Origin of the sequence: Bacillus sp. FSL R5-0593 (assembly GCF_038603755.1) — a bacterium.
GTDB classification, from domain to species: Bacteria; Bacillota; Bacilli; order Bacillales; family Bacillaceae; genus Bacillus; species Bacillus velezensis.
Map to the genome: position 1 here is coordinate 199,436 of NZ_CP152011.1, position 18,101 is coordinate 217,536.

The 18,101-nt window shown below is 41.2% G+C and carries 18 protein-coding genes; 14 read left to right on the forward strand and 4 right to left on the reverse strand.

All coding sequences use genetic code 11. From position 1 onward, the window contains the following. Positions 1 to 284 precede the first annotated feature (284 nt). From glmS to NYE36_RS01155, 3 genes are all read left to right on the forward strand, one after another. On the forward strand, positions 285 to 2,087 hold the full coding sequence (gene glmS / locus NYE36_RS01145) for a glutamine--fructose-6-phosphate transaminase (isomerizing) (RefSeq protein ID WP_039252922.1): 1,803 nt from the start codon (positions 285 to 287) through the stop codon (positions 2,085 to 2,087). Between the two features lie 417 nt (positions 2,088 to 2,504). Further along, positions 2,505 to 3,377 carry an ABC transporter ATP-binding protein gene (locus tag NYE36_RS01150; RefSeq protein WP_094032873.1) on the forward strand — a complete coding sequence of 291 codons (873 nt, stop codon included), beginning with the start codon at positions 2,505 to 2,507 and terminating at the stop codon, positions 3,375 to 3,377. Beyond that, positions 3,355 to 4,008, forward strand: coding sequence for an ABC-2 transporter permease (locus NYE36_RS01155; RefSeq protein WP_047935140.1), 654 nt, complete (start codon positions 3,355 to 3,357; stop codon positions 4,006 to 4,008). Before NYE36_RS01150 ends, NYE36_RS01155 begins: the two co-directional genes overlap by 23 nt. 102 nt (positions 4,009 to 4,110) lie before the next feature. Here the strand turns inward: NYE36_RS01155 and NYE36_RS01160 are convergent, their stop codons facing one another. Further along, entirely contained in the window at positions 4,111 to 4,992 is an 882-nt protein-coding gene (locus NYE36_RS01160) for a hypothetical protein (RefSeq protein WP_061047146.1), read from the reverse strand. 134 nt (positions 4,993 to 5,126) lie between these two features. Here NYE36_RS01160 and NYE36_RS01165 point away from each other — a divergent pair, with 134 nt between their 5' ends. Beyond that, positions 5,127 to 6,293 carry a DUF4885 family protein gene (locus tag NYE36_RS01165; protein ID WP_015416701.1) on the forward strand — a complete coding sequence of 389 codons (1,167 nt, stop codon included), beginning with the start codon at positions 5,127 to 5,129 and terminating at the stop codon, positions 6,291 to 6,293. Between the two features lie 53 nt (positions 6,294 to 6,346). Here the strand turns inward: NYE36_RS01165 and NYE36_RS01170 are convergent, their stop codons facing one another. The 3 genes from NYE36_RS01170 to NYE36_RS01180 all read right to left on the reverse strand — a co-directional run bounded on the left by NYE36_RS01170 (position 6,347) and on the right by NYE36_RS01180 (position 8,369). Next, positions 6,347 to 7,192 carry an aldo/keto reductase gene (locus tag NYE36_RS01170; protein WP_011996234.1) on the reverse strand — a complete coding sequence of 282 codons (846 nt, stop codon included), beginning with the start codon at positions 7,190 to 7,192 and terminating at the stop codon, positions 6,347 to 6,349. Positions 7,193 to 7,302: 110 nt separating this feature from the next. After that, complete coding sequence (locus tag NYE36_RS01175; RefSeq protein WP_007408978.1) at positions 7,303 to 7,995, reverse strand: LrgB family protein; 693 nt, start codon at positions 7,993 to 7,995, stop codon at positions 7,303 to 7,305. Next, a complete protein-coding gene (locus NYE36_RS01180; protein ID WP_003156751.1) occupies positions 7,965 to 8,369 on the reverse strand; it encodes a CidA/LrgA family holin-like protein in 405 nt (134 codons plus the stop codon). Before NYE36_RS01180 ends, NYE36_RS01175 begins: the two co-directional genes overlap by 31 nt. A 195-nt stretch (positions 8,370 to 8,564) precedes the next feature. Between NYE36_RS01180 and NYE36_RS01185 the strand changes: the two genes are divergently transcribed. The 10 genes from NYE36_RS01185 (at position 8,565) to NYE36_RS01230 (ending at position 18,032) form a co-directional block, all read left to right on the forward strand. Next, entirely contained in the window at positions 8,565 to 8,996 is a 432-nt protein-coding gene (locus NYE36_RS01185) for a MarR family transcriptional regulator (RefSeq protein ID WP_011996235.1), read from the forward strand. Between the two features lie 424 nt (positions 8,997 to 9,420). Beyond that, positions 9,421 to 10,806, forward strand: a complete 1,386-nt coding sequence (locus NYE36_RS01190; RefSeq protein ID WP_003156747.1) for an amino acid permease — start codon at positions 9,421 to 9,423, stop codon at positions 10,804 to 10,806. Between the two features lie 93 nt (positions 10,807 to 10,899). Continuing rightward, the gene (locus NYE36_RS01195) at positions 10,900 to 11,604 is read left to right on the forward strand and encodes a YjjG family noncanonical pyrimidine nucleotidase (RefSeq protein ID WP_094032875.1); all 705 of its coding nucleotides are present in this window, start codon (positions 10,900 to 10,902) and stop codon (positions 11,602 to 11,604) included. Between the two features lie 55 nt (positions 11,605 to 11,659). Then, positions 11,660 to 12,817: a sensor histidine kinase gene (locus NYE36_RS01200; RefSeq protein WP_033575106.1), complete on the forward strand. Its 1,158-nt coding sequence runs from the start codon at positions 11,660 to 11,662 to the stop codon at positions 12,815 to 12,817. A gap of 23 nt (positions 12,818 to 12,840) precedes the next feature. Beyond that, a complete protein-coding gene (locus NYE36_RS01205; RefSeq protein WP_033575107.1) occupies positions 12,841 to 13,494 on the forward strand; it encodes a response regulator transcription factor in 654 nt (217 codons plus the stop codon). Between the two features lie 215 nt (positions 13,495 to 13,709). After that, positions 13,710 to 14,642, forward strand: a complete 933-nt coding sequence (locus NYE36_RS01210; RefSeq protein WP_024084826.1) for an ABC transporter ATP-binding protein — start codon at positions 13,710 to 13,712, stop codon at positions 14,640 to 14,642. Positions 14,643 to 14,657: 15 nt separating this feature from the next. Then, positions 14,658 to 15,866 carry an ABC transporter permease gene (locus NYE36_RS01215; RefSeq protein ID WP_053573793.1) on the forward strand — a complete coding sequence of 403 codons (1,209 nt, stop codon included), beginning with the start codon at positions 14,658 to 14,660 and terminating at the stop codon, positions 15,864 to 15,866. A gap of 2 nt (positions 15,867 to 15,868) precedes the next feature. Beyond that, positions 15,869 to 17,035 (forward strand): ABC transporter permease, encoded by a 1,167-nt coding sequence (locus NYE36_RS01220; protein WP_094032876.1) that lies wholly within the window; start codon positions 15,869 to 15,871, stop codon positions 17,033 to 17,035. Positions 17,036 to 17,084: 49 nt separating this feature from the next. Continuing rightward, positions 17,085 to 17,264 carry a hypothetical protein gene (locus tag NYE36_RS01225; RefSeq protein ID WP_024084829.1) on the forward strand — a complete coding sequence of 60 codons (180 nt, stop codon included), beginning with the start codon at positions 17,085 to 17,087 and terminating at the stop codon, positions 17,262 to 17,264. A 72-nt stretch (positions 17,265 to 17,336) separates the two neighbouring features. Further along, a complete protein-coding gene (locus tag NYE36_RS01230) occupies positions 17,337 to 18,032 on the forward strand; it encodes a thioesterase domain-containing protein (protein ID WP_094032877.1) in 696 nt (231 codons plus the stop codon). The last annotated feature ends 69 nt before the right edge of the window (positions 18,033 to 18,101 follow it).

Consider the following 18,101-nt stretch of genomic DNA (forward strand, 5'->3'; position numbering starts at 1 on the left):
GAAAGGCGGGATTGTTTGCATCTTTTATAATTACAGCGCCCGAACTAAGCGCCCGAAAAACGGCTTAGTTGACGAGGATGGAGGTTATCGAATTTTCGGCGGATGCCTCCCGGCTGATTCATTTAGATCACAGCCGTAAGGATTTCTTCAAACCGGAGGGGCGACTCTCCGAACAAAGAGAAATCACATGATCTTCCAAAAAAACATGTGGGAGGGGACGATTGAAAGTCCCCTTGTAATTTGACTTTCTTCGTCTCCTTTTGCACCTTTAGGAGGAAGAAAATATGTGTGGAATTGTAGGTTACATCGGTCAGCTTGATGCGAAAGAGATTTTGTTAAAAGGATTAGAGAAGCTTGAGTACCGCGGTTATGACTCTGCCGGTATCGCTGTGGCGAATGAGCAGGGCGTGCATGTGTACAAAGAAAAAGGCCGCATCGCCGACCTTCGTGAAGTGGTAGATCACTCGGTTGAATCTCAAGCGGGAATCGGCCATACACGCTGGGCGACTCACGGCGAACCAAGCTTCCTGAACGCTCACCCGCATCAAAGCGCACTCGGCCGCTTTACACTTGTTCACAACGGTGTGATCGAGAACTATGTTCAGCTGAAGCGCGAATATCTTGAAAACGTTGAACTGAAAAGCGACACGGACACTGAAGTAGTCGTTCAAATGATCGAGCAATTTGTGGCGGGAGGACTTAACACAGAAGAAGCGTTCCGCAAAACACTGACTCTGTTAAAAGGCTCTTACGCAATTGCATTATTTGACGGTGAAAACACAGACACCATTTACGTTGCAAAAAACAAAAGCCCTCTGTTAATCGGCCTTGGAGATACGTTTAATGTCGTGGCGTCTGACGCGATGGCTATGCTTCAAGTAACGAATGAATACGTTGAGCTTTTGGACAAAGAAATGGTGATCGTGACAAAAGACGAAGCCGTGATTAAAAACCTTGACGGTGAAGTCATGACACGTGCGTCTTATATCGCTGAGCTTGATGCCAGTGATATCGAAAAAGGCACATACCCTCACTACATGTTAAAAGAAACGGATGAGCAGCCGCTTGTTATGCGCAAAATCATCCAAACGTATCAGGACGAAAATGGCAGACTGGCCGTGGCCGGCGATGTCGCTGACGCTGTGGCGGAAGCGGACCGCATTTATATCGTGGCTTGCGGAACGAGCTACCATGCCGGTCTTGTCGGGAAACAATATATTGAAATGTGGGCAAACGTACCGGTTGAAGTGCATGTAGCGAGTGAATTCTCTTATAACATGCCGCTTCTGTCTAAGAAGCCGCTCTTTATCTTCCTTTCTCAAAGCGGAGAAACAGCGGACAGCCGCGCCGTGCTTGTTCAAGTCAAAGCGCTGGGTCACAAAGCGCTGACGATCACAAACGTTCCGGGATCAACGCTTTCCCGTGAAGCGGATTACACATTGCTTCTGCACGCAGGCCCTGAGATCGCGGTGGCATCAACAAAAGCGTATACGGCTCAGATTGCCGTGCTTGCGATCCTTGCGTCCGTTGCAGCAGAACGCAACGGTGTTGATATCGGTTTTGATTTAGTCAAAGAATTAGGTATCGCGGCAAACGCCATGGAAGCCCTCTGCGACCAGAAGGACGAAATGGAAATGATCGCGCGTGAGTACCTGACTGTTTCAAGAAACGCTTTCTTCATCGGCCGCGGCCTCGACTACTTCGTATGTGTCGAAGGCGCCCTGAAGCTGAAAGAGATTTCTTACATCCAGGCGGAAGGCTTCGCCGGCGGCGAGCTGAAGCATGGAACAATCGCTCTGATTGAAGAAGGAACACCAGTCTTTGCGCTGGCGACACAAGAGCACGTCAACCTGAGCATCCGCGGAAACGTGAAGGAAGTCGCAGCCCGCGGCGCCAACACTTGCATCATCTCGCTGAAAGGCTTAGAAGACGCAGACGACAGATTCATCCTGCCGGAAGTCAACCCTGCGCTTGCTCCGCTGGTTTCTGTTGTGCCATTGCAGCTGATCGCTTACTATGCGGCACTGCACCGCGGCTGTGATGTTGATAAACCGCGCAACCTTGCGAAGAGTGTTACGGTGGAATAATATATTTAACCCCTTTGGTTATTAGCCAGAGGGGTTTTTTAATGCGGAAATGAGAAATACATACTCTTTGCGATTGTAAAGAAATCCCCTTTTATATATTGAAAAGGATTAACACCTGCTTTATAATACGAGATGCATTCCGGTTAACATCCATAAATGTAATCATTAGTAAATCATTTTGTGTATACCTCATCGGAAAGTAAACACCTCAGCAATTTTCATCATGAATATCCATTATATAAACGTAATCAATCGATTACACATCCACATTATGCTTAAGACTTTAAAATCCCTTTTGTATTTGTCGACTTCTGATCCATTATGAATACCTCGACTGGATATAAAAATAACAACATTTTTACAATAATCCGGTTCAATTCTTAAAAAAGTCCTGACGACAATGATAGGAGTGGAATGATGTCAAACCTTTTAGAAATCAGAAACATCAGCAAATCTTTTGGCCATAAAGCTGTTTTAAAGGATGTTACATTCAATGTGCCTGCCGGATCAATTGTCGGTTTTATCGGTGATAACGGCGCAGGCAAGTCAACAACATTTAAAACGATATTAGGATTAATCTCTCAGGATAGAGGTAAAGTGAAAATCTTTGGTAAAGAGAATCTGGATAAACATATAAAGTTCAAAGAAGATATTGGGGTCGTATTTGATGCGATGAATCTTCCTGCGCACCTTACGATAAAGCAGCTGAATCATGTATTTAAGAAACTATTCGGTGCTTGGGACCAAGATCATTTTTACCGGTTGGTTCATTCTTTCTCTTTACCTATGGACAAAAAAGTGAATACATTCTCGCGCGGCATGTCAATGAAGTTATCCGTAGCTGTTGCTTTGTCGCATAATGCAAAATTATTACTCCTGGATGAAGCAACGGGAGGGCTTGATCCCTCTTCAAGAGATGATCTGTTAAATGAATTAAAAAGCTTTGTGAGTAAAAGCAACGGCGGTATTTTACTTTCATCGCACATTATGACTGATGTCGAGAAGATAGCCAGCCATATCGTTATTATGAAAGATGGCGAAATTTTATTAAATGAAGAGAAAGATAAGGTTCTTGAAAGCTATACCGTTATAGACGTTGATGAAGGCCGATTGGCTGAGCTTGACGAAGATATCGTTCTAGCAAAAAGGGATCGTGGATCTTATTGGAGTGTGCTTGTATCGGATCAACAGAAATTGCCGAATGGCGTAACGGCCAACACCATTTCCATAGAAGAAATCAGCGTCTTTTTAACGAGGAGTGAAAACATTGAGAGGTCTGTTACTGACTAACTATTACCTGGTTTATCGAAGTTTCTTTGCATACACGGGGTTGGCCATATTGGTATCAGCAGTCATTTTTTATTTTGGGGATGCTTCAATGCATCGTTTTGTTGCTATGCTGATTATTTTGTTTGTCGTCATGCCCGCACTTGAGGTTATAAAGTATGAGAGCAAGTCTGGCTATGACAGGTATGTCCTGACTTTACCGGTCAGCAGAACAAATATTGTTCAAAGCCACTATGTCTTTTATCTTTTGATTGTTGTGATCGGAGCTGTAATATCTTATGGTATTTTCCTTGTATACAGCCTGGGTTCTGATGAACCAATTGACGGCATATTTAATATTGTCTCTTTTGGAACGTTCATCGTTCTCTTTGCCGGTGCAATCGTTTATCCTCTTCTCTACATGATAGGCCCGGAAAAATCCGATGCTATCGTGATTGGAGGAGCAATGGGGGGACTTTTTGCTACGTTTGGATTGCAAAGTGTCGTTGGGTATGCAGCAGAACAAGTACCGCTGTCATTTTTGCACATAAATCCTTCTTTATATGTCCCGATTATATATCTCATGATCGGCGTTATCTTATATATCATTTCATTTTTCATTGCCGCAGCTATATATCATAAAAAAGAATTTTAGCAACTGATCAAGTTACAACAGGATAAGACATGGCACGGGCTCATAAATTCACTTTAACTCCAAGCAGACAGCCGCCCGCACAATGGGCGGCTGTTCTTCTAATTAAAACTGCGTTGTCACATCGTACTCATAATCAATCTTCAATTTCACATTTTTCATAGTCGATTTTGCTGTTGCGAGTGTGTTGTATTTAAAATTCCAGATGCTTGAGACTGAGAGGTTATCATCCAGTGTGATACCGTAATTTCCTTGAGTGGAGCTGTTTGCAAGTGCACGGTGCCACACTTTATTTTCTTCCGACATGATGTAGTGGCTTGTATTTCCTTGGCTTGGTGTTTGGGTTGCGGTGGTGTTGATTCTTTTCACTGTGGCGTCTCTTGGAATGCTTGTCTGTTTGGTTAAGTCGAGTCTAAGAACAGTTGAATCTGATCCATTCGGACTGAGGCTTGTGTTCCCTTTATTTTCAGCTGTACCGCTGAATGAGAAGGTCTCACTGCCGGATTTGATTCGGTCGTAAATAGAGAGTGTAAAGTACATATCGTCAGTGTAGGAGCCGCGGGACACTTTCACGTAGAACGTCTCGTTATTTTCTTTCGCATCTGTATTCGCATAGATAAAAGGTAGCGCCGTATCAGGATTTATCACTTCTGTGCCTTTACTGATCAGTACTTTATTTTTATTATAAATTTCAATGTCCATTCCCTTGTATTCACTTCTTGTTGAACTCCTGACATAAAGTCTTTCTCCCTTATTTGCCGTGAAAGTGAAATACGAATCTTTTTCCCCTTTTGGCAATATGGCAGTATCAATATTTTTATATTTCCAGTAGCCTACCGGATTGGCAGTTTCAAATGAATGATTTCCTGTAATGGCGCTTATTTGTAACGAGTTCTTTTGAGATGCAGAGGCTGAAGGTGAAGATGCAAACAATGCGCCTGATAAAACGATGACACTGACAAATAGAATCAATATACACTTCTTCATGGAAAAATCCCCCTTTTTGACTACATCATACATAAAAACATTAGCTATGTAAACATTTGTTATTTAAGGTTAAAATCAACTGGGAAACAGCCGATACAAACACTAGAACATCATCTCAAGCGGAGGTTAAAAACATGCGCCTAAACGCTCGATATATAAAAAATCAAGTAATGGCTCAGCAAGTGCTTCAGCGGTATTCTTCCAAAACAAATGTGAAAGATGCGGCAAAAGGATCGGACAGCTTATTGATTCAGACAGGCGGGAGCCGCGATCTGAGCCAGGTGAATTATTCAAGGAGCGGTGTCACTGAGAAAGGGAGCAGCCTGTCCCGTTTATATCAATCTGCAAATCAGAAAACGATTACGGATAATGGGAATGAGACGGTAATAGACGCTAATAATCCATATGAGTCTGAGAGTGATATTGCGAGCAAGATTCTTGATGAGAAATACAGCCGTATCAATGAAATCAATAAACGAAAACCAGATCCTTTGCATTATATTAAGGACAAATACCAGCGTGCCGATTCACCTTATTTCAGAAGTGATTTATCAGAATCGGAGCGTCAGGCCGCTTATCATAATGAAACGGAATGGCTGTTTAAGGGGAAAGCCCAGAGCTATGATTTCCGTGATGCGGCGTTTCGGGGTGAAACGCTCAACGGAGAGATTCAAGTCGAAAATGAAAAGGTGTTTCAGCGCGGGCAGGTGAATCAGCAGATTGAGATGCTTTTCCATCGGAATCATATTCAGATTCCGGAGGGTGCGAATCTTACATTTACGATATCACCGATTGATTATCTGTTAAAAGTGAGCGGGACTGACGATAAAGAGCTCACTCAGCAGATTGAAGCTGTCTTAAACTCCGGGGAAAACAGCAAAGAGCTGTTTGCGCACATCATTCGCAGCCGGAGTGATGACTCCTCGCAGTTTACGCCGGAAACATATGAGAAATATCAAGTCGTTCGGGAAATGTACGAGGTGACCGGCTATCATCTGAAAGACTTGCAGATCGTGGACGGAAAGTACGTCACAGAAGACGGACGCGACCTTTTAGACGTCTATAAGGAAGCGCTGCAGCAAGATCCTTTGTTGAGACATACGGCGGCAGAAGCGGCCGCCCATTACGGACAGGGGCTCACGAAGCTTGCGAGAACGGGTTATGACGCCATTCCTGATTTGGTTCTGTCCATTGAGTATAAAAACGGATCTCTGCGTGATGTCGGCCAAAGCAGGCAATACGGATCTGGGGATACAGATTGGCTTTCTGAATGGAAACGGGAGCTGGGTGTGCGTATATAAAAATGAGAAAAAAGCTGACAAATGATGCCGTCAGCTTTTCTTTATGCGTTTACTTAAAACTCCTCATACTCCGCCGGGTCTTGGCCGTTTATGCGTCCGTCGGGGCGGGTAAGCGAGTCGATAATGCTCATGTCGTTTTCATCAAGGGAGAAATCAAAAACGGAGATGTTTTCAAGCTGGCGCTCGGGCGATGCTGATTTTGGAATCGGGATGGCGCCCAGCTGGATATGCCAGCGTAAAATGACTTGAGAAATGGTTTTGCCGTATTTGTCCGCAATCCGTCCGAGTTTTTGATCGTTCAATACTTCGCCGGCGCGGGATAACGGACTCCATGATTCTGTCACGATGCCCTGTTCTTCGTGCCATTGGCGCTGCTGCTGCTGATTAAAAGCGGGATGCAGTTCAATTTGGTTGATGCCGGGCTTTACGCCGGTTTCACGTTCGAGCCGTTCGATATGCTCAGGCAGGAAATTGCAGACGCCGATGGATCGGATCAGGCCCCATTTTTTCGCATCAATCAGTGCCTGCCATGCTTCCGTGTAGCGGTCTTGTTTCGGGTTCGGCCAATGGACGAGATACAGGTCATAGTAGTCCAGACCGGCGCGGTATAAAGATTCTTGTATGGTTTGTACAGCTTTGTCATAGTCATGGTAGCGTCCGGGCAGCTTGGACGTCACGTATAGCTGTTCTCTCGGAACAGAGCTTCTCTTGATGGCTTCTCCGACCGTCCCTTCATTTTCATAGTTATAAGCGGTGTCAATCAGACGGTAGCCGATATCAATGGCGCTGGTAATGGCATGAACGCCGTTGTTTCCATTAAGAGCGTATGTACCGAAGCCGATCGCGGGAATGCTTGTCCCATCCAGCAGTTTCTTTTGCGGAATTGCTCCAGTCATCATTAAATCCCTCCTTGTTTTCTACTTTACCATTATTCTTACAAATGAAACATAATAATGGAAGGGAATGAGATGATCCGCACATGAAAAAAGCTGACGGAGAACCGTCAGCTTTAAATTTGAAACATCCATGCTACGACGGGGCCGAAGACCGATCCTAACACGGCGCAGAGCGTCATGGAAACAGAACTCATGGAGACCGTTAATTCTCCGTACTCCATTGCTTTTGAGGTGCCGAGCGCATGGGAAGCGCTCCCGAATGCAATTCCTTTCCCGAGTGAGCTGCGGATGCGGATCCACTTGAGAAGCAGCGGTCCTAAGATAACGCCGGAAAACCCTGCGATCATGACGAACACGACTGTCATGGAAGGGACTCCGCCGATACCGGACGCAATCTGTATGGCGACAGGCGTCGTAATTGATTTTGGGATAATTGACAAAATCAAACTCCGGCTGATGCCGAACAGCTCTGCAAATAGCAGGCCGCTGACCATTCCGGAGAATAAACCGGCCAACACGCCGCCGATGATCGGAAACATATACTTGATTAACACCCGGCGCTGCTTATAAAGCGGGTATGCCAAAGCCACCACGGCGGGTCCGAGCAGTGAATTGATCCATTGTCCGCCGATCATATAGTCTTTATACGAAATATGAAAAACAAGCAGCACGGCGATAATGAAAATCGTAGTCGTCAAAACCGGTATGAGAAAGGGATATGGAAAGCGCACATATAATTTCACCATAGCCAGATAGGCGGCGGCCGTGAACAAAATTATAAGGATTGCGATACATGCTTGCTGCACTTCTTTTTCTCCTTTCTCTGATTGGCTTTGTGCTCTAACAGCTGGCTGGCGTACCCTGCGGCGATCATTGTGACGATGGTGCTCAGCACGATGATCAGAAACAGAGCAGCCCCGCTGGCGGAAAACAGTGACGGGTAATTGATGACGCCCGTCATGGCCGGAATGAATAACAGCGGAAGAAAAGACAGCAAAAATCCGGCTCCGTCTTCAATCATTTTGACGGGAATGATCTTAACCGATAAACATATGATCAGCAGGATCAAACCGATGATACTTCCGGGAATGGGCAGGTGAAAGAACTGCTGAACGGCTCCCCCGATAAAGGAAAATGCGAATAAAATAATGATTTGCAAGATGATGCGTATGACTTTCACGACAATGCTGTTCTTTGGAGAAGAGCAGCTTCCCCCTTTCTTGATGCTTCAATATGTTTCTTTACTTTTTGTGCATATATTTGTACTATACAAATATATGTATGCAAAATATTTCTATATGTTTTCTGAGTAAATGTGCATATGTTTGTATTATACAACTAATATTGCTGTTGTCAATGTAAGGAGTGAGGCTGTTTGTCAAAACAAGATCCGATTGAATTAATTGAATATGAGCTCACCACTTTTATCAGGAGAGCTGTTTATCTTGATAACTCCGACCGTAAAATCGGACATCTGGAAAGGGCTGCGTATTTGTTATTACGGCAGCTGGATGAATTCGGACCGGCGCGTGTAAAGGAATTAGCCGAATCTTTTAAGCTGGATATTTCCACATTGTCACGCCAGGCCGCGGCCTTGGAGTCGAAAGAGCTGATCCAGCGTTTTTCCGATCCTTCTGACGGGCGGGTCAGTCTGTTTGCGATTACGAAGCTTGGCAAACAGAGGTTAAAAGCTGATAAAAAGATGCGTCTTGATCGATACCGACATATGCTTGACGATTGGTCAGGCGATGAAAAAGAAAAGTTCGGCCGGCTTTTGCTGCGGCTGAATGAGGCATTTATCGATTGATGCATGATTTTTGCCGGTTAAGCAGGATTATGGCGTATACAAGGGAGAATGGAAGAGAGTAAGACTTTACGCCATTCTGCTTAGCAAAAATAATATTGAATAGGGGGCGGAACATGTTTCTCCAGGGACATCCTGTTTCTCGGAGGCTGCGGCATTTATTATCTCAATATTCATAATTCAACAAAAATGAAAGCGCTTTATTTTTAGTTTGTTGGTTTAGGGTGCAAGGTGTTTACCTGAAAAAAACAATTGTATTTTCCACGGAAATTTATTATGATGGAATAAGGAAATTGGAGATTATATAACAATAGAAAGATAGAATATTTCTAATATTGCGGGAAATGAAGAGTGAGTTAGGTTCAACAGGTGCACCTTCTGCTTCATTATTTCACATATATCAGAGCTGTTAAGAGGAGGAAGCGAAGTGGCAAACAAAGAATTAAAGAGAGGCTTAGGCGCGCGTCATATACAGATGATTGCGCTGGGCGGCACGATCGGTGTCGGTTTATTCATGGGATCATCCAGCACGATCGGATGGACCGGGCCGTCTGTCCTGCTGGCTTATGCGATCTCGGGTATCTTTATCTTTTTTATCATGCGTGCGATGGGCGAAATGCTCTATGTAGAGCCGAGTACAGGGTCGTTTGCGACGTTCGGCCATAAGTATATACATCCGTTAGCCGGCTATATGACGGCGTGGAGCAACTGGTTTCAATGGGTGATCGTCGGGATGTCTGAAATTATCGCCGTCGGTTCGTATATGAAATATTGGTTTCCTGATCTGCCGGCATGGATTCCCGGCATTATCGCCATGGCCATTCTCGGTGCGGCGAATTTAATTTCGGTAAAATCTTTCGGTGAGTTTGAATTTTGGTTTGCCATGATCAAAATCGTCACCATTATTCTGATGATTGTGGCCGGAATCGGAATTATTTTCTTCGGTTTCGGTAACGGAGGGCATGCGATCGGATTATCTAATTTATGGTCGCACGGCGGTTTCTTTACGAATGGTTTTTCAGGATTTTTCTTTGCCTTGTCTTTGGTTGTTGCGGCCTATCAAGGGGTCGAGCTGATCGGGATTACGGCAGGGGAAGCGAAGGACCCGCAAAAAACGCTGCGAAGCGCGATTCAGAGTATTATTTGGCGGATTTTAATTTTCTACATCGGTGCGATTTTCGTCATCGTTACCGTATATCCGTGGAATGAGCTTCACTCACTCGGCAGTCCGTTTGTTTCGACATTTGCGAAAGTCGGGATTACGGCGGCGGCCGGTTTGATTAACTTTGTTGTGATTACCGCTGCGATGTCCGGATGCAACAGCGGGATATTCAGTGCGGGACGCATGCTTTATACATTGGGCGTGAACGGACAGGCACCGAAATTCTTTAAGAAAGTTTCTTCGAGCGGTGTGCCGATATTCGGTACGCTTGCGGTATTAATCGGACTTGTGATCGGTGTCGTGCTGAACTACATCGCGCCTCCGAAAATTTTTGTCTATGTGTACAGCGCGAGTGTGCTGCCGGGAATGATTCCGTGGTTCGTCATTTTAATCAGCCATCTCGGTTTCAGAAGAGCGAAGGGCGCTGAGCTTGATAAGCATCCGTTTAAGATGCCTTTTGCGCCGTTTACAAACTATTTGACGATCGCTTTCTTACTCATGGTATTGATCGGCATGTGGTTTAACAAAGATACGCGGATTTCGTTGGTTGTCGGGGTGATTTTCCTGGCGATTGTGACGGTCAGCTATTATGCGTTCGGTATCGGCAAGCGCATGCCTGGTGAAAAATCGAAAATAGAAGACGCTGTATAATTCAAAAAAGACACCTCTCTTACAGGGGTGTCTTTTTCGGCTTGTCCGCGAGTGGTATACTGGTTAAAAAAAGCAGAACCGGGGGAAACATCGATGAGTCATTACCGTACGGTATTATTTGATATAGACAATACGCTGCTGGATTTTACCGCTTCAGAAACCGATGCTCTTCAAAAATTGTTTCAAGGTTCAAAGCTGGAGCTGACGGCAGAGGTGGAAGCCCGTTATAAATCGTTAAATCAAGGGCTGTGGAAGGCGTTTGAAGAGGGGGAAATGACCCGCGATGAAGTGGTCAATACACGGTTTGCCCTTTTGTTTAAAGAATACGGCCTCGAAGCCGACGGCGTGCTGATGAATCAGGCGTACCGCCAATACTTAGAAGAAGGGCACCAGATGATAGACGGAGCTTATGAGCTGATTGAACGGCTGAGTCCTTTATTTGATTTATACATCGTGACGAACGGCGTCTCAAGATCACAATATAAGCGGCTGGGCGACTCCGGTCTGTATCCGTTCTTTAAAGATGTGTTTGTATCTGAGGACACGGGTTTTCAAAAGCCGATGAAGGAATACTTTGATTACGTGTTTGCGAGAATTCCCGGTTTTTCTGCCGAGGGCGGACTTATTATCGGCGATTCACTGAGCGCGGACATAAAAGGCGGTCAGATGGCGGGAATGGATACGTGCTGGTTTAATCCCGGAAAGAAAGCAAATGAGTCCGGAATCATCCCGACGTACGAGATTCATTCGCTTGATGAGCTGTATGATGTGCTGAACGTGGAGGTTGTCGCTTTATGATTTCTCAATATATGTATAATATAATTTATATCAAGTTGTCTCAGGAAGGATTATTATGAAAAATCTTTCTTCAATTAGTACAAGAGTGCTCATAGAAAAAACCATTATTTGTTTTTCCTTATATTCTATTATCAGTTCTATTTTTAAAACGCCAACTTTCACGGCTTCGGAATCCGCTTACCTGCTGATAATCACCATTTTTTTAGTCGTCAACGATCATATCAGATTAAAATACCTAAGCGGTCAGTATTCTTTTAGATATTATGCATCTTTTTTAGTAAGTAACCTTTTATCAGGCATTTTATTGTTTAAAATTAACTGTCTCGGTTCTCAAATATATAATATTTTCTTACTGATCGAGATTATTGTAACAACTCGTAAACTGCCCTGGACTGTAGTAAGCCTGCATTTTATTATTTTTTTTACAGCTCTTAAAGCAGCAGGGACCAGCGGGAAAGATATATTGATGTCCTATTTAGTGATCATGGCTATTATTTATCTGTTTAGAAACGTACTGCTCGAAAAAGCAAAAATACAAACATTAAATAAAGAATTACAAAGTGTAAACACTAAACTTAAGAATTATTCTCAAAAGATTCAAGAGTTAACTATTTCTAAAGAGCGGACAAGAATTGCACAAGAGCTTCATGATTCCCTAGGGCATTATTTGATCGCATTAACAATGAATCTTGAATTCGCCGATAAAATAGTCAGTAAAAATCCCAGCGAGGCTAAACAAGTCATCAATAAGTCACATGATTTATCGAAGGAGTGTATTATTAACCTGAGAGAAGCTGTCGCTTTGCTCAATGACCCTGCTCCTCAAAAAGGGCTTCTGAAATCGATCAATGAGATTTTTGAAAATTTTCAGCAAACAAATGAAATAAAATTCGAGCTTGATATGGACAATAAAGTAGAGTCAGCTGATCCTGATATCAAGAATTGTCTCTATAAAACAGTACAAGAGTCTATAACGAACGGGATAAAACATGGAAATGCTACGTTTTTTTCAATAAGAATACGTAAGTCTTTTGAAAAAATCTCTATATCGATAACTGATAACGGAACAGGATGTTCTGAAATTAATAAGTCAAATGGAATAAAAGGAATAGAGAAAAGATTTGCTGCACTTGGAGGAGAGGTTGATTTTCATTCAGGGCTAGATTCAGGATTTACTGTGGAAGCCGTAATCCCCGAGATAGCAGATCTTTAATCCGAATGTGAGGAGGTATTGATATGGATATTATCATTGTGGATGATCAGCAAATTGTCAGGGAAGGGCTTAAAATGATTCTGAGTCTGCACGAGGAAATTAATATTGTAGGCGAAGCTTCTAATGGTGAACATTTATTAGATTTGCTAAAACAGATAAGGCCTGAAATCATTTTAATGGATATAAGAATGCCCATAATGGACGGCATTGAAGCAACAAAGCTAGTTAAAGAGAGATATCCGGATATTAAAGTGATTATCCTGACAACCTTTAATGATAGTGAATACATTTTTACTGGACTGAAAAGCGGTGCTGATGGTTACATACTGAAAGATTCTGATTCACAAGAAATTATTGATTCCATCAAAACAGCATGTGAAGGCAATATTCTGTTAAATCCTAAGGTAACGCTAAAAGTTGTAAAGGCTCTAAATTCGGTAGAACATAATAAAGAGCTTGTTCAAGAAAATAATGAAAAGGAACAGCTGGTGCAATTGCTTACTCCCAGAGAAAAAGAAGTCGCTAAACAGATTATGGAAGGGAAAAGCAACAAAGCTATAAGCGAAGCACTTTTTATTACTGAAGGCACAGTCAAAAATTATGTATCAAGAATACTGGAAAAACTTCAAATGAACAATCGAACGGAGCTTAGCTTATATTTACAAAAGCATATGTGATTCAACTTTTTTCCTTCAATCAGAAAGGAATTTCATCAAATTCCTTTCCTCCATTTTCTTCTGAATATCCGGACTTACACCTTCCGTATATGACTAAAGTAACAATGCGATTCCTAACTAAAGTAATAAGGTAAATGAGTACTATAGTAAATTCTAAAAATATTCCATTCAGGTTAAAATAAAAGAACCGAAATACCACGAGGGGTGTTTTAATTATGCTCGAATTAAAAAAACTTACCAAAAAATATGATGACTTTACGGCAGTTAATAATATTTCGCTGACTGTAGAAGATGGAGAAGTATTCGGACTATTGGGTCCTAACGGTGCCGGCAAATCAACAATGGTTTCTATGATTAGCACTGTTCTTGCACCTACCAGCGGGACAATTAAAGTAGATAATAAATCACTTAAGGAAAAACCTATTGAGATAAAAAAAATAATGGGGGTTGTTCCACAGGATTTAGCTTTATATGAAACGTTAAGCGCCAAAGATAACTTGAACTTCTTCGGAAGCCTTTACGGGCTGAAAGGGAAAAAGCTAAAAGAAAGAACTGATGAGGTTCTGGAGATTATTGAACTGACAGATAAAAAAAATCAAAATGTATCAGAGTTTTCCGGGGGAATGAAACGCCGGGTCAACATAGGTGTGGCGTTAATGAATAATCCTAAATTATTAATTCTTGATGAGCCTACAGTAGGAATTGATCCGCAATCAAGAAATCATATTCTTGAAACAGTAAAAAGGCTGAATAAAGAAAAAGGAATGACTGTTATTTATACCAGCCACTACATGGAAGAAGTAGAGTATCTTTGCGAGAAGGTGGCAATTGTTGATCATGGATCTCTTATTGCTTTAGGAACGAAAGAAGAACTCAAGGAAAACTTAAATGCTTGTGACACTTTAACCGTTACTTTTAAGGGTGCTGATGAAGAGGCACTCAGCCGGATAAACAGCATTACAGGAATTGATAAAGTGACGGTAGATCATAAACAAATTTCAATGCTTGTATCGACGAAGGAAAGAAACATCATTGAAATTGTAGATGATATCAAAAATCTGGGGATCGACCTCACTAGCTTTAAGTACGAGGAAGTAAATTTGGAAAGCATTTTCCTTCAAATTACAGGGAAAAACCTAAGAGATTAGTAGGAGGAGGCTATCTTGAGAAAATTATTCAACTTATTTTTTCTTGATTTTAAGCTGTTAACAAAAAATAAGTCATTTTATTTAAAGCTGATGCTGTTTCCATCACTGCTAATCCTCATATTGGGCAGTGTGTTCAGTAATTCAGATTCAAAAATCGAAGCATTTGATGTAGCTTTTTACTCAGCAGATTCAGGGGAGAGTGTTTCTTTAGGTGATATCTTAAAGGATAAAGTTTTTAAGAAAGGCGATCTCAAAGATATCATTCATTTAAAAGAAGCTGAGAGCTACAATGACGGTGAAAAATTAGTTAAAGAAGGAAAGGCTGCAGCTTTTATCTATGTACCGGAACACTTTACGAAAGCCGTTATGAACAACGGGAAAACAAATATCGATTTAATTGGAGATAATAACAAGACCATAGATAAAAATATTGTTCAGGCTGTTTTGGAGGGCTTTACGAAAAGCGTGAAAACAATGAGCGCTGAGCAACAAGAAGTAATAAAACATATCAGCTCCGGCGGCAGCGTACCAAAAGAAAAAATAGAAAAAATGATGAACGATTTGGCCGATAATGACGGGATCTCCGCTGATATCCCAAAAGCAGCGACAAATAAAAATGCGGTTCCTGTCGATTCCATGCAGTATTATTCAATTGCAATGGTTGTCATGTTTTCCATTATGACGGCTTTTGTGCTTGTTCACAGCATTGTTGATGAGCGGCAGAATAATACGCTGTTCAGAATTAAATCTACACCGACTTTAAATATTCAGTATGTGCTTGGAAAGTTGACAGGTATTATTTTTGCGATCTTAATGCAGATGACTGCTGTTATTCTGATAAGCTGGGTCGTATTCCGAATGAACTGGGGCAACTTGTTTGATATTTTTGTTATTACGGTAGTATACGCATTTGCTATAGGCAGCATTGTATTGTTTTGGGGTTTTACCGCTAAGGACCACGTGGCGGTGTCCAGTATGGCTTCTCCGGTTCTTTATATTTTTAGTTTTTTGGGAGGCAGTTTTATTTCTAAGAACGGACTGCCTGATAGCTTGAGGGTTGTTCAAGAGATCATACCGAACGGTAAGGCAATAAACTCTTATTTAAAAGTCAAACAGAATATTGGTCTTAGCGGCATGTATATTGATTTGCTTGAGCTAATTGGTATTGGTCTCATCTTTGTCTTTATTAATATTATGGTATTCAACCGGAAGAAGGTGGCGTAGTAGTGCAATTGATTGCCATGATTAAACATCAGCTGAAACTGATGCTCCGAAATAGATTAGCAATTTTTGCAACGATTTCGGTGCCGTTAATCCTTACATTTTTGTTCTCTTTTTCTCAAGATACGGATAGCAAAGAGAACTTGTATATAGCCAATGCTGATAAAAGTAACTATGCTGCAAAGCTCATTGAAATGATAAAAGAGCATAAAAATATTAAAGTTATAAAGCTAACGGAAAATGAATTAAAGAAAAAAGTCGATGATCAGGATATTCCTTTTGGGGTCGTTATTGAAAAAGGTTTTGGAAAGGATTTGACGGACAATCACAAGATAAAAATGAAAATCATCCAAAACTACGAGAACGGCAGCGGAACATTGTTAGAGCAGCTGGTCACAAATGAGGCGGGAACTCTTAAAAAGGTAGTTAAAGATTCGCAATATATGTCTGCACAGTTGCATACGGACTCAAAAGATATAGAAAAGAACATTTTCAAGAAATTGAAAAACAATTCAGGAATAGAAGTGAATGACAAAACATTAAGTCAGGGTGAACATACTCAGGATAATGCGACCGTGAGATTAATTGGTTTTCTTGTAATGTTTATTTGGTTTGTTGTTATTCAAGGGTTAAGAACACTTATTGATGAAAAAGAGAATAATACTTTCAGCAGATTACTAAGTACGCCTGTAAACTATACAAAATATGTTTTATCCAAAATGGCTGCTACTTATATTTCCGGAATCATTCATATAATCGTTATTATACTTGCGGGAAAATATTTACTCAAGATCAGCATAGGTCATAACATCTTTGCCATCGCTGTTATGCTCGCTGTTTATTTATTTGCATTGACCTGCATTACGATGATTATGGTTCCATTTATGAGAAGCCAAAAGCAGTTTACTTCTGCCGCATCGATCATAATTGCAGTAAGCGGGATGATAGGCGGTTCCTTTTTCTCATTGGAAATTGCTCCAAAATATATGCAGGTTATTTCTAAATTTACACCCGAAGCATGGGCAATACAGTCTTTAAACAACATTATCTTTAGTAAGAGTACCTTAGGAACTGAATGGCTTCCGATCGTAATTTTTGCAAGTGTCGGCTTATTAAGTATTATTGTATCTTTCATCTTAATAAGCAGGGAGATTAAAAAAAAGAAAAATTAAATCAACAATAATCTGATAAAATTAACAGATCAAAAAGGACGTGAGGGAATTGGGTATGGAAGAACTATTTGGAATGGCTGAATTAATTATAGGTGTACTCATGAATGTATTTATCGGTAAAATCGGGCAAGTTGCTTTTGGAAAAGATAACAGAACAACAAGGATCATTTTAAGAGTAATAGGAATCTTCCTCATCATCAACGGAGTTTCAAGAGCATTTCATATATAAAATGAGATAGTAAAAAACATCCTTTTCAGGGTGTTTTTTTATCGGGTTATTACAAAATTTCTGAGGTGAATTATGAAAAAAATATTTTGTCTTCCGTATGCAGGGGGATCAAGTGCAATATACTATAAATGGAGAAGGTTAATGAGTGACTCTTTAACAATACATCCTATTGAGTTAAAAGGAAGAGGTACAAGAATTAACGAAGATTTTTATGAACATATAGATGAGGCTGTTAATGATATATATGATCTGATAAAGGATCAAATCAGGGAGTGTGATTATGCTTTATTCGGCCACAGTATGGGAGGCCGATTAGTTTATAAGTTATATAGTAAAATTGCTGAAATGCAGCAGAAGAAGCCAAATCACATATTTTTCTCCGGTTGCGGCATTCCTAAAACGAAGAAAGCAGAGGGGATGATTCATGCTTTGCCGGATAATTTATTTTTGCAAAGAATCATGGATATGGGCGGGACTTCGGAAGAACTGTTACATAACAAGGAATTACAACAATTATATCTTCCTATTTTAAGAAGTGATTTCAAAATGTTGGAAGAGGATGTTATTTCTGAAAATAAGACTGTTATGGACTGTGATATAACAGTGTTGCATGGTAATAATGACAAGACGATAAGCTCAGATTTAATATGTAAGTGGGGACATTATACTTTAGGGAAATGCAATTTTTATACGTTTGAAGGAAATCATTTTTTTATTCATCAATTTTCGAATGAAATAACTGACATTATAAATAAAACCTTGAGATGAATTTTTGATTAAAAAATCGGGAGTGTTACTTTGTCCCGGTTTTTTTTTATGTTAATACGAAAAATAAAA

What these genes read in the sequence shown, in the direction of transcription:
- glmS (WP_039252922.1), top strand. Translation starts at nt 285, where the DNA reads ATGTGTGGAATTGTAGGTTACATCGGTCAGCTTGATGCGAAAGAGATT.
- NYE36_RS01150 (WP_094032873.1), top strand. Translation starts at nt 2,505, where the DNA reads ATGTCAAACCTTTTAGAAATCAGAAACATCAGCAAATCTTTTGGCCAT.
- NYE36_RS01160 (WP_061047146.1), bottom strand. Translation starts at nt 4,992, where the DNA reads ATGAAGAAGTGTATATTGATTCTATTTGTCAGTGTCATCGTTTTATCA.
- NYE36_RS01165 (WP_015416701.1), top strand. Translation starts at nt 5,127, where the DNA reads ATGCGCCTAAACGCTCGATATATAAAAAATCAAGTAATGGCTCAGCAA.
- NYE36_RS01170 (WP_011996234.1), bottom strand. Translation starts at nt 7,192, where the DNA reads ATGATGACTGGAGCAATTCCGCAAAAGAAACTGCTGGATGGGACAAGC.
- NYE36_RS01195 (WP_094032875.1), top strand. Translation starts at nt 10,900, where the DNA reads ATGAGTCATTACCGTACGGTATTATTTGATATAGACAATACGCTGCTG.
- NYE36_RS01200 (WP_033575106.1), top strand. Translation starts at nt 11,660, where the DNA reads ATGAAAAATCTTTCTTCAATTAGTACAAGAGTGCTCATAGAAAAAACC.
- NYE36_RS01205 (WP_033575107.1), top strand. Translation starts at nt 12,841, where the DNA reads ATGGATATTATCATTGTGGATGATCAGCAAATTGTCAGGGAAGGGCTT.
- NYE36_RS01210 (WP_024084826.1), top strand. Translation starts at nt 13,710, where the DNA reads ATGCTCGAATTAAAAAAACTTACCAAAAAATATGATGACTTTACGGCA.
- NYE36_RS01230 (WP_094032877.1), top strand. Translation starts at nt 17,337, where the DNA reads ATGAAAAAAATATTTTGTCTTCCGTATGCAGGGGGATCAAGTGCAATA.